This is a genomic window from Haloechinothrix halophila YIM 93223 (assembly GCF_000504245.1).
In the GTDB taxonomy this organism is placed as follows: Bacteria; Actinomycetota; Actinomycetes; order Mycobacteriales; family Pseudonocardiaceae; genus Haloechinothrix_A; species Haloechinothrix_A halophila.
The window spans coordinates 5,086,892-5,098,735 of sequence record NZ_KI632509.1 but is presented as its reverse complement, the minus strand read 5'-3'; the positions used below and the strand labels follow the sequence as shown (position 1 = coordinate 5,098,735).

Below are 11,844 nucleotides of genomic sequence, written 5' to 3'. Positions count from 1 at the left end.
AATGGCAAACTCATCTGGAAGTAATGAGCCCGTCACAGTGCAGTCGGTCGACCGCGCGATCGAGATCCTCGAACTGCTGCTGCGCGATGGCGAGGCCGGAATCAGCGAGATTGCCGATGAGCTGGGCGTACACAAGTCAACGGCCTCTCGGTTGGTCTACACGCTGCAGACGAGAGACCTCGTCGAGCAGCACGGCGAACGAGGCCGGTTCACCATCGGCATCGGGATGCTGCGCTTCGCGGGCGCGGTGACCGGTCAGATCGATCTCGCCCGACTGGGCACGCCGCTGTGTGAATCGCTCGCCGAGAAGCTGGGAGAGACGGTCAACATCGCGGTGCTCGACGGCCTGGTCGCGATCAACGTCAGCCAGGCGCGAGGGACCTCGGCGGTGGCGGCGCAGAACTGGACCGGCCAGCGAACCCCGCTCCACGCGACGTCGAGCGGCAAGGTGCTACTCGCCTCGATGGCGGAGCAGGACCAGGAGAAAGTGCTCGCTGACGAGCTCACCGCGTACACGCCGAGCACTGTCGTCGAGCCGGACGAGCTGCGCACCGTGCTCAAGCGCGTGGCAGAGGATGGCTACGCTACCTGCTTCGAGGAGCTGGAGCCGGGGCTGCACGCGGTCGCGGTCGAGGTGCTCGGACCGTCCGGCGACGTGGTGGCCGCGATCAGTGCGTCCGGGCCCGCCTACCGGCTGTCGCGCAAACGAATCCGACAGATCGCCCGCGAACTTCGATCGGCCGCCGCCGAGCTCTCCGGTCAGCTCGGCTACATGCGCTAGCACCGATTCCCGAACGGGCGGCCCGCGATACCTCGCGGGCCGCCCGTTTTGTCTGTCCAGCCCGGACCGTTCACGACGCCGACATCCCCCGGTGCGGCCATTCCGCGTACATCTTCGGTTCACCTCTTGACAGCGCCATCGACGGGCTCCACATTAGGCGGCACAACGTTGCGTATGGCGATCTGCGATGCGTAATGCGCAACTTTCGTCTCTCCGGAAGGAGTCCCGTGTCCTCGACCTCGGTCCATGCTGCCTGCCTGGAAACGCTCCTCGACCACGTTGATCCCGAGATCTCGGCCGCCATCGACGACGAACTCGCCCGACAACGGTCGACGCTCGAGATGATCGCGTCCGAGAACTTCGCGCCGGTAGCCGTGCTGCAGGCGCAAGGTTCAGTGCTCACGAACAAGTACGCCGAGGGCTACCCGGGGCGGCGTTACTACGGCGGCTGTGAGCACGTCGACGTCGTCGAGCGGCAACGCCGGGTGGTCGACGGCGCCCGCATCGTCGCCGAGCGGCTGTCGTCGGCCGACTGTGCCGCGGACGGCATCAGGGTGCTCACCGGCGGCACCGACGTGCACCTCGTGCTCGTCGACCTCGTCCAGTCCGAACTGGACAGAAAGCAGGCCGAGCAGCGACTGCACGATGTCGGCATCACGGTGAACCGCAACGCGGTGCCGAACGACCCGAGGCCACCGATGATCACGTCGGGACTCCGGATCGGCACTCCCGCACTGGCCGCGCGCGGCTTCGGCGCGTCCGCGTTCGCCGAGGTAGCCGACGTCATCGCGGCCGCATTGCTGCCAGAACCCGACCTGGCGGGACTGCGCTCCCGCTGTGAAGCACTCGCGGCGAAGCACCCGCTCTACGCCGCGCTTTAGCTCTCCGGATCTGAGAAAGGAATCGTTGACGTGGCACAGACAGTCCAAGGCGTGGTCGCGGGCGTGGCAGGTGCGAAGGTCTCGGTCGAGACCATCACGGTGCCCGACCCCGGCCCTGGCGAGGCGCTGGTCGAGGTGAAGGCCTGCGGCGTCTGCCATACCGATCTGCACTACCGCGAAGGCGGCATCAACGACGAGTTCCCGTTCCTGCTCGGCCACGAGGCCGCCGGTGTTGTCGAGGCGGTCGGCGACGGCGTGACCGACCTGGCTCCTGGCGACTTCGTCGTGCTGAACTGGCGTGCGGTGTGCGCGACGTGTCGCGCGTGCCGTCGTGGCGAGCCGTGGTACTGCTTCGACACGCACAACGCGGCACAGCCGATGACGTTGGCCGACGGCACACCGCTGAGCCCGGCGCTCGGCATCGGCGCGTTCGCCGAGAAGACGCTGGTCCACAGCGGGCAGTGCACGAAGGTCGACCGCAGGGCAAGTCCTGAGGTCGCCGGTTTGCTTGGCTGCGGCGTGATGGCCGGGATCGGCGCGGCGATCAACACCGGGGGAGTCGGCAGGGGAGACAGCGTGGCCGTACTCGGCTGCGGCGGCGTCGGTGACGCCGCGATCGTCGGCGCTCGCCTGGCGGGCGCGACCACCATCATCGCGGCTGACCTCGACCCGAGGAAGCTGGAGTGGGCGCAGAGCATGGGCGCGACTCACATCGTGAACGCGGGCACCGCGGACGTTGTCGAGTCGATTCGCGAGTTCACCGGCGGCAACGGCGCCGATGTCGTGATCGATGCCGTGGGTATCCCGGAAACCTTCCGGCAGGCGTTCTACGCCCGGGACCTCGCGGGCACCGCGGTGCTCGTCGGCGTCCCGACGCCGGACCTGACCGTCGAGCTGCCGCTGATCGACGTGTTCGCCAGGGGCGGGGCGATCAAGTCGTCCTGGTACGGCGACTGCCTGCCCAGCAGGGACTTTCCCATGCTGATCGACCTCTACCTGCAGGGACGGCTCGACCTGTCGCCGTTCGTCACCGAGACCATCGGCCTGGACGATGTCGAAGAGGCCTTCGACGCGATGCACGACGGCAGCGTGCTGCGATCGGTGGTCACGCTATGAGCGCCGGGATCGAGCGAGTGGTCACGTCGGGCACGTTCTGCCTCGACGGTGGTAGCTGGGAGGTCGACAACAACGTCTGGCTGGTCGGCGACGACACCGAGGTGATCGTCATCGACCCGGCCCACGACGCCGTGGCCGTGCTGAACGCCATCGGTGATCGCAGGGTCGTGGCCGTGGTGTGCACCCACGGCCACAACGACCACATCAACGCGGTGGGCGAGGTCGCGGCCAAGACGGTGGCGCCGGTGCTGATCAATCAGGACGACGAGGCGTTCTGGGGCACGGTGTATCCGGACCGGGCGCCCGACGGCTGGCTCACCGATGGCCAGGAGATCACGGTCGCGGGCACCGCGCTCCGGGTGCTGTCCACTCCGGGCCACACCTGGGGCTCGGTGTCGCTGTACGCGCCCGAGCTGGCCGCGGTGTTCGGCGGGGACACGCTGTTCCAGGGCGGACCAGGCGCGACCGGCAGGTCTGGCTCCGACTTCGGAACGATCATCGAGTCCATCCGCACCAGGCTGCTCACCCTGCCCGCTCACACGACTGTCCACACCGGACACGGACCGACCACGACGATCGGCGCGGAAGCTCCACACCTCGACGACTGGATCAGCCGGGGCCACTGACCGGCGCTCTCTTCTCCCCGAACCACGACACACCAGGAGTATCTTCATGGCAAGACTGCCTCGCGTCGTCATCATCGGTGCCGGCATCGTCGGGTGTGCCTTGGCCGACGAACTCAGCGAACGCGGCTGGACCGATATCACCGTCCTGGAGCAGGGCCCGCTGTTCGCCACCGGCGGCTCCAGCTCGCACGCGCCTGGTCTGGTGTATCAGACCGTCGGGTGCAAGACGATGACCCAGCTCGCCAAGTACACAGTCGAGAAGTACACCGAGCTGACGCTCGACGGGAAGTGGTGCTTCCAGCAGCTCGGCGGGCTCGAGATCGCCACCAGTCAGGAGCGGTGGAACGACCTGCACCGCAAGCACGGCTGGGCGACGTCGTGGGGCGTCGAGACCTCGCTGGTCACCCCGGAGGAGTGCGCGGCGATGCACCCGCTGCTCGACCCGGACAAGGTGCTCGGCGGCATTCACATTCCCGCTGACGGGCTGGCCAAGCCACTGCGGGCCGCCGAGGCGCAGGCCCGGAAGGCCATCGACCGGGGCGCGCGGTTCCTCGCCCACCACAAGGTCACCGGCATCGAACGGCACGCGGGCAAGGTCCGCGCGGTGATCACCGAGCAGGGCGAGTTCCGGGCCGACATCGTGGTGTCCTGCGTCGGCATGTGGGGTCCGCGGATCGGCGCGATGGTGGACCTCAACATCCCGCTGGTGCCGATGGCGCACCAGTACGCCAAGACCACGCCGTTGCCGATCCTCGACGGTGTCAACGACGAGTTGCACGAGATGAGCAAGCCGCTGCTGCGTCACCAGGACGCCGACCTGTACTTCCGCGAGCACGTGGATCGCATTGGCATCGGCGCGTACGGGCACCGGCCGATGCCGATCGGCGTCGACGAGATCCTCCACCCCGACGTCGCCCCGACCATGCCGTCGGAGATGGCGTTCACCGAAGAGGACTTCGACCAGTCGTGGGAGGACGCGGTCGACCTGCTGCCGTGCCTCGCCGACGCGAAGGTCGAGGAGGGCATCAACGGGCTGTTCTCGTTCACGCCGGACGGCAACCCGCTGCTCGGCGAGCACCCCGACGTTGCTGGGTTCTGGGTCGCCGAGGCCGTGTGGATCACGCACTCCGCCGGGGTGGCGAAGGCGATGGCGGAGTGGCTCGTCGATGGCCAGCCGGCTATCGACCTGCACAACTGCGACCTCAACCGCTTCGAGCAGGTCCAACTGTCGCCCGGCTATGTGCACCAGCGCAGTTGTCAGAGCTTCAACGAGGTGTACGACGTGCTGCACCCGTTGCAGCCAGCCGAGGAACCGCGCCCACTGCGCACGTCCCCGTTCTACGACCGCCAGGCCGAGCTCGGGGCGTACTTCCTCGAGGCGTCCGGCTGGGAACGGCCGCACTGGTACGAGGCCAACGCGAACCTGCCCGAGATCGAGCGCATCCCCGAGCGCAACGAGTGGGCGTCGCGGTACTGGTCGCCGATCGCGGGAGCGGAGGCGCTGGTCGCCCGCGAGCGGGTCGCGATGTTCGATATGACGGCGTTGAAACGGCTCGAGGTCACCGGCCCCGAGGCGCTCAACTTCCTGCAGACGATGACTACCAACCAGCTCAACCGTAAGCCGGGGGCCGTGGTCTACACCCTGCTGCTTGGCGAGGACGGCGGCGTGCGCAGCGACCTCACCGTCGCCCGGCTCGCCGAGGACCGGTTCCAGATCGGCGCCAACAGCAACATCGACCTTGAGTGGCTGCGCAGCCATCTGCCCCCGACCGGCACCGTGCAGGTGCGCGACATCACGGCGGGCACGTGCTGCATCGGGCTGTGGGGTCCTCGGGCCCGCGACCTGCTGCAACCGCTCACCAAGGAGGACTTCTCGCACAAGGCGCTCGGCTTCTTCAAGGCCAAGCACGCGTACATCGGCGATGTCCCCGTCACCGCGATGCGACTGTCCTATGTGGGCGAACTCGGCTGGGAGCTGTACACCACCGCCGACATGGGGCTGAAGCTGTGGGACACGCTCTGGGAAGCGGGCCAGCGGCACGGCGTCATCGCGGCGGGACGCAGCGCCTTCAACAGCATGCGGCTGGAGAAGGGCTACCGCTCCTGGGGCGGCGACATGACCACCGAGCACGACCCGTTCGAGGCCGGGGTCGGCTTCGCGGTCCGCATGGACAAGGGCTACTTCCTCGGCCGCGACGCGCTCGAGGAGCGGGCGGAGTCGCCGAACACCCGTCAGCTCTCCTGCCTGACCATCGACGACGACTACCAGGTGGTCATGGGCTCCGAGCCGGTCTACGCGCACGGAAGGCCGGTCGGCTATGTCACCAGCGCCGCTCGCGGTTACACCATCGGCAAGAACATCGCCTACGCCTGGCTGCCCGCCGAACTGGCCGAGCCGGGCACTGCGGTTGAGATCGAGTACTTCGGCGAACGGGTGCCAGCGGTCGTCGCGGCCGAGCCCCTGTTCGACCCGGACATGACCCGGATTCGTTCCTGACACTCTCACGGAGACACCGATGACCGACACCTTCAGTGCTGCCGCCACCTGTCCAGCGACCGACACTGACACCGATACCGACACAGATTCCGCGCAGGCAGGCAGCCTCATCCGCACCCTGCCCGGCAATACCTACGTTGACCCGTCGATCTTCGAGCTGGAGCAGATCAAGATCTTCGAGTCGATGTGGTTCTGCGCCGTCCGCGGCGCGGATCTACCCAAACCAGGTGACTTCCGCACCGTCCAGATCGGACGCGAGAGCGTGCTCGTCACGCGGTCGCGAGATGGCTCACTGCGGGCGTTCCTCAACATCTGCCGGCACAGGGGCGCGCGGCTGTGCGTCGAGGAGACCGGCTCGGTGAAGCGGTCCTTTCAGTGCCCGTACCACGCCTGGACCTACGGGCTCGACGGGAAGCTGATCGCGGCGCCCAACCTGCAGTCGATGCCGGACGTCGACCGCACCGAGTACGGCCTCAAGCCGGTGCATCTGCGGGAATGGCTCGGCTACGCCTGGCTGTGTCTGGCAGAGGAGCCGCCGTCGTTCGTCGACACCGTGCAGGCCGACGTGACCGACCGGCTTGGCGACGTCGAGGCGATCGAGAACTACGACATCGACGAGCTGACGCTCGGGCGGCGGATCACCTACGACGTCAAGGCGAACTGGAAGCTCGTCATCGAGAACTTCATGGAGTGCTACCACTGCGCGACGATCCACCCGGAGCTGACCGAGGTGCTGCCGGAGTTCGCCGACGGTTTCGCCGCGCAGTACTACGTCGGCCACGGCGCGGCGTTCGGCGAGGACGTCGATGGCTTCACCGTGGACGGCTCCGAGGGGTTCGACCGGCTCTCCGGCGTCAACGAGGAGCAGGACCGCGCCTACTACGCGATCACGGTGCGCCCGCAGGTGTTCATCAACCTGGTGCCGGACCACGTGATCATCCACCGGATGTTCCCGCTCGCGGCCGACCGCACCCTCATCGAGTGCGACTGGCTCTACGCGAAGGACGTCGTGGCCAGCGGGCGCGACGTGTCCCACTCGGTCGAGTTGTTCCACCGGGTCAACCAGCAGGACTTCGACGCCTGCGAGCGGTGCCAACCGGCGATGTCCTCGCGCGCCTACGACAACGGCGGCGTACTCGTCCCCTCAGAGCACCACATTGGACTGTTCCATGACTGGGTCCAGGCCACGCTGACGGAGGGTGGTGCGGCACGATGACCACACGAGATCGCACCACAATCGCGGCAGCACGGCGCTCGGTCGCCCCGAGGGTGTTCTGGCCGTCGGCGGCCCTTGTGGTCGCCTTCGTCACGGCCACGGTGATCTCCCCTGGCTGGATGGCGTCCGCGATCAGCTCCATCCAGGACTCGATCATCGGAAACTTCGGCTGGTACTACACGCTCATCGTGAGCGGGTTCGTGGTGTTCGCGCTGACCGTGGGGCTGGGGCGCACCGGCGACATCACCCTCGGCCCTGACGACGAGGAGCCGGAGTTCCGGCGCAGCTCCTGGTTCGCGATGTTGTTCGCCGCTGGCATGGGCATCGGGCTGGTGTTCTGGGGCGTCGCGGAGCCGTTGAACCACTTTGTCGCGCCGAAGCCCGGCGTGGGAGGAACACCAGACGATCTCGCGCAGGAGTCCCTTGTGCAGAGCTTCCTGCACTGGGGCCTGCACCCGTGGGCGATCTACGTGGTAGCCGGGCTGGCGATCGCCTACGCGATCCACCGCAAGAACCGCCCGGTCTCCATCCGCTGGGTGCTGGAACCTCTGCTCGGCAATCGGGTCAACGGCTGGGCCGGCGACGCCATCGACATCGCCGCGATCGTGGGCACGCTGTTCGGCGTCGCAACCTCGCTTGGTCTCGGCGTGCTGCAGATCTCGTCCGGGCTGAGCTTCCTCGGCCTCGTGTCCAACCCAGGCAACTGGACCTACATCATCCTGATCGGCGGCATCACCGCGCTGGCCGTATTCTCGGTCGTCACCGGCGTGAAACGCGGCATCAAGTGGCTGTCCAACATCAACATGGTGCTCGCGGCAGGACTGGCGCTGTTCGTGCTCGTCGCGGGACCGACCGCGTTCATCCTGTCCGAGACCGTGCAGTCCGTCGGGCTCTACCTGCAGAACCTGATCCAGCTCAGCTTTGACACCACCGCGCTGCAAGGCGCGGAGGGACAGGACTGGCAGGCAGGCTGGACCGCGTTCTACTGGGGCTGGTGGATCTCCTGGGCGCCCTTCGTCGGCGTATTCATCGCCCGCATCTCACGGGGCAGGACCGTCAGGGAGTTCGTGACGGGTGTGCTCGTCGTGCCGTCGGTCGTGACGTTCCTCTGGTTCACCGCGTTCGGCGGGACGGCCCTGCATCGGGAGTTGTTCGGTGGCGGCGGACTCGTCGTGGACGGCGCGGTCGACACCAACGGTGCCCTGTTCGGACTGCTCAGCGAGCTCCCGGCGGGAACGGCTCTGGTGACCGGGGCGATCATCCTGATCGTGCTGTTCTTCGTGACCTCATCGGACTCCGGCTCGCTGGTGGTCGACATGCTCGCCTCCGGCGGCGACGTCGATCCGCCCAAGTGGAGCAGGGTGTTCTGGGCCGTCCTGGAAGGACTGGTCGCGATCGCGTTGCTGCTGGCTGGCGGGCTCGCCGCGCTGCAGACGGTCTCGATCACGATCGCCCTGCCATTCAGCTTCGTTATGCTGGCGATGTGCGTCGCGACCTGGCGAGAACTCGGCGCCGAGCGCCGCGCCCAGCTACGCCTGGAGCGCAAGCTCCAGCGGGAAGAGCTCACCGAACAGGTGTCGCAGAACCTGATCGACGAGGGTTGGACCAATCCGAACGGCACGACCGCCGTCAACGACGCCGTCAAAGACAAGGTGTGAGGTATGGCCAAGCGCGCTCCTGACCACGACGTCGACGAGGACGCGCTGCGCGTCGGTGAGCCCGGCCATGCCGCGGCCGGGCTCACCGGTGTGCTGGTCTCGCTCCAGCGCAGCTGGGAGCAGATGGGCGTCGGCCGGACCGTGCGCACGTTGCCGCTGCTCAACCAGCGAGCGGGATTCGACTGCCCCGGCTGTGCGTGGCCGGACCCGCTTGAGGCAGACGGCGACCGGCGCAAGCCAGCCGAGTTCTGCGAGAACGGAGCGAAGGCCGTCGCGGAGGAAGCGACCACCCGCAGGGTCGGTCCCGACTTCTTCGCCAGGCACTCGGTCACCGACCTGGCCGAGCGCACCGAGTACTGGCTCGGCCAGCAGGGCAGGCTGACGCAGCCGATGATCCTGCGCCGTGGCGACGAGCATTACCGGCCGATCGGATGGGACGATGCGTTCGACGTCATCGCCGAGAACCTGGCCGCGCTCGACTCCCCTGACGAAGCCGCGTTCTACACCTCGGGCCGGACCAGCAACGAGGCGGCCTTCCTCTACCAATTGCTGGTGCGCTGCTTCGGCACCAACAACCTGCCTGACTGCTCGAACATGTGCCACGAGTCGTCAGGGGAGGCACTGAAGGAGACCATCGGCGTCGGCACCGGCTCGGTGTCGTTGTCCGATGTGGAGCATGCCGACCTGGTTCTTGTGATCGGTCAGAACCCGGGCACCAACCACCCGCGCATGCTGTCGTCGCTGGAGAAGGTGAAACGTCGCGGCGGCCGGATCGTCGCGGTCAATCCGCTGCCGGAGACCGGGCTGCAACGGTTCAAGAACCCGCAGCAGGTCAGCGGGATCGTTGGCCGTGGCACCGAGTTGGCCGACGAGTTCGCGCAGATCCGCATCGGCGGCGACCTCGCGCTGCTCAAGGCGTTGACCGGCCTGGTGGTGCAAGCCGACGACGAGGCACCGGGCTGGGTGCTTGACCGCGAGTTCATCGAGTCCCACACGCACGGCTTCGCGGAGTTCGTCGAGCAGGCGCGCACGATCGACTGGGCGGCGACCGAACGCGCGACCGGGCTGGCGAGGCGGCAGATCGAGCGGATCGGGCGGATGCTGCTCGACTCCGACCGCACCGTGGTGTGCTGGGCGATGGGCCTCACCCAGCACAAGCAGGCGGTGGCGACCATCAGGGAAGTCGTCAACCTCGTGCTGCTGCGGGGAATGATCGGCATACCGGGGGCGGGGCTGTGCCCGGTGCGCGGGCACTCCAACGTGCAGGGCGATCGCACCATGGGCATCTACGAGAAGATGCCCGAGTCGTTCCTGCGTGCGCTGGAGCGCGAGTTCGGTGTCACCGTGCCGCATGAGCACGGTATGGACACCGTGGAGGTACTGCGAGGGATGCGCGACGGCCGCATCAAGGCGCTGCTCGCCATGGGCGGCAACTTCGCCGCCGCCACCCCGGACACCGAGGCCACGGAGCGGGCGTTGCGCGGCTGCGCGCTGACGGTGCACGTCTCGACGAAGCTCAATCGCTCACACGTCGTGCCCGGCGACACCGCACTGATCCTGCCCGCTCTCGGTCGTACCGAGCGGGACGTGCGGGAGTCGGGGGAGCAGTTCGTCACCGTCGAGGACTCGATGTCGGTGGTGCACGCCTCCCGGGGCAGGCTCCGCCCGGCGAGCGAGCATCTGCTGTCGGAAGTGGCGATCGTCTGCCGCCTCGCGCGCAGGCTGCTCGGCGCGGACCATCCGGTGCGCTGGGAGGAGTTCGAACGCGACTACGACGCCATCCGTGACCGCATCGCGCGGGTGGTGCCGGGCTGCGCGGACTACAACCAGCGGGTGCGGCAGCCGGACGGGTTCGTCATGCCGCATCCGCCCCGCGACTCCCGCAGCTTCCCGACGGACACCGGGAAGGCGAACTTCACGGTCAACGTCCCTGAGCCGATCGAGGTCGCCGAGGGCAGGCTGCTGCTGCAGACGTTGCGCAGCCACGACCAGTACAACACCACGATCTACGGCCTCTCGGACCGATACCGGGGTATTGAGGACGCGCGTCGTGTGGTGCTGGTCAACGAGACCGACATCGCCGCGCTCGGTTTCGCCGACGGGGACCTGGTGGACCTGGTCTCGGAGTGGACCGATCCGCACGGCGGCATCGAGGAGCGCCACGCGCACCGGTTCCGGATCGTGGCGTATCCGACGGCGCCCGGCTGCGCCGCCGCCTACTATCCGGAGGCGAACCCGCTGGTGCCGCTCGGCGCGGTGGCGGAGAAGTCCAACACTCCGGTGTCGAAGGCGATCGTGGTGCGGCTCGAAGCCTCGTGAGTGGCTATCAGTGTTAGAACCCTGCTGCGCACTCACGAGTCAAATCAGCGCGCGAATGGCCGTCTCGAAGCCGGTGACGTGTTGCAGCGCCAGGTCCGCCGCCTTCTCGGCGTCGCCGTCGATGATCGCCGTCAGCAGCGGGCCGTGCTCGCCGACGTGTCCGGCCATGCCGGACATCCTGGGCGCGAACACGCACCAGATGCGGGTCGCCAGGTTGTCGTAGCCGACGAGCGTGTCCTCAAGGTACGGGTTGTAGACGCAGTGGTAGATCGAGCGGTGCACGTCGAGATCCATCCTGAGTAGCGCGTCGTTGTCCTCGGCGCCCTTGCTCGCGTCCAGCTTGTCGCGTAGCTCGGTGAGTGTCGCGCGGTCCTCTGCCGTCGCCCGCTCGGCGGCGGCAGACGCCGCCATGGGCTCCAGCGCCCTGCGGACCTCGGAGATGTGGGCGAGATCGGCGATGTTGACGTCGGTGGCGAAGGTTCCCCTGCGGGGGAACGCGGCGACCAGCCGGTCGCTCGTCAGGCGTTTGAGTGCCTCTCGGATCGGCGTGCGGCCGCAGCCGAGCTCGCTGCTCAGTCGGTCCTCGTTGATCGGCTCGCCCGGTTTGATGTCGAGCATCACCAGGCGGTCCCGCAGGGCCCGGTAGGCCTGCTCGGCAAGGGAAATGCCGATCTCGTCGGACAGTTGGGTGTTGACCTGGGTTCTCACCTGACCTACTGTAGCGCACAGACTGATATATCAGTAGTTGAC

General features: G+C 67.7%; 9 protein-coding genes. 8 read left to right on the top strand and 1 reads right to left on the bottom strand.

The genetic code is table 11. The features are described from left to right. The first annotated feature begins 1 nt into the window (after position 1). The 8 genes from AMYHA_RS23295 (at position 2) to AMYHA_RS27255 (ending at position 11,094) form a co-directional block, all read left to right on the top strand. The gene (locus AMYHA_RS23295) at positions 2–781 is read left to right on the top strand and encodes an IclR family transcriptional regulator (protein WP_034274577.1); all 780 of its coding nucleotides are present in this window, start codon (positions 2–4) and stop codon (positions 779–781) included. A 194-nt stretch (positions 782–975) separates the two neighbouring features. Continuing rightward, positions 976–1,662 carry a hypothetical protein gene (locus AMYHA_RS23290; RefSeq protein WP_084037460.1) on the top strand — a complete coding sequence of 229 codons (687 nt, stop codon included), beginning with the start codon at positions 976–978 and terminating at the stop codon, positions 1,660–1,662. A 30-nt stretch (positions 1,663–1,692) separates the two neighbouring features. Then, a complete protein-coding gene (locus AMYHA_RS23285; RefSeq protein WP_034274574.1) occupies positions 1,693–2,778 on the top strand; it encodes an S-(hydroxymethyl)mycothiol dehydrogenase in 1,086 nt (361 codons plus the stop codon). Further along, positions 2,775–3,404, top strand: coding sequence for an MBL fold metallo-hydrolase (locus AMYHA_RS23280; protein ID WP_034274571.1), 630 nt, complete (start codon positions 2,775–2,777; stop codon positions 3,402–3,404). Before AMYHA_RS23285 ends, AMYHA_RS23280 begins: the two co-directional genes overlap by 4 nt. A gap of 46 nt (positions 3,405–3,450) precedes the next feature. Further along, the gene (locus AMYHA_RS23275; protein ID WP_034274568.1) at positions 3,451–5,901 is read left to right on the top strand and encodes a GcvT family protein; all 2,451 of its coding nucleotides are present in this window, start codon (positions 3,451–3,453) and stop codon (positions 5,899–5,901) included. 19 nt (positions 5,902–5,920) lie between these two features. Continuing rightward, on the top strand, positions 5,921–7,117 hold the full coding sequence (locus AMYHA_RS23270; protein ID WP_084037459.1) for an aromatic ring-hydroxylating oxygenase subunit alpha: 1,197 nt from the start codon (positions 5,921–5,923) through the stop codon (positions 7,115–7,117). Further along, positions 7,114–8,775: a BCCT family transporter gene (locus AMYHA_RS27260; RefSeq protein WP_051400232.1), complete on the top strand. Its 1,662-nt coding sequence runs from the start codon at positions 7,114–7,116 to the stop codon at positions 8,773–8,775. Before AMYHA_RS23270 ends, AMYHA_RS27260 begins: the two co-directional genes overlap by 4 nt. Positions 8,776–8,778: 3 nt before the next feature. Then, positions 8,779–11,094, top strand: a complete 2,316-nt coding sequence (locus tag AMYHA_RS27255) for an FdhF/YdeP family oxidoreductase (protein WP_034274565.1) — start codon at positions 8,779–8,781, stop codon at positions 11,092–11,094. A gap of 39 nt (positions 11,095–11,133) precedes the next feature. Here AMYHA_RS27255 and AMYHA_RS23255 read toward each other — a convergent pair whose 3' ends face one another. Then, complete coding sequence (locus AMYHA_RS23255) at positions 11,134–11,802, bottom strand: GntR family transcriptional regulator (RefSeq protein WP_084037458.1); 669 nt, start codon at positions 11,800–11,802, stop codon at positions 11,134–11,136. Between the last annotated feature and the right edge of the window lie 42 nt (positions 11,803–11,844).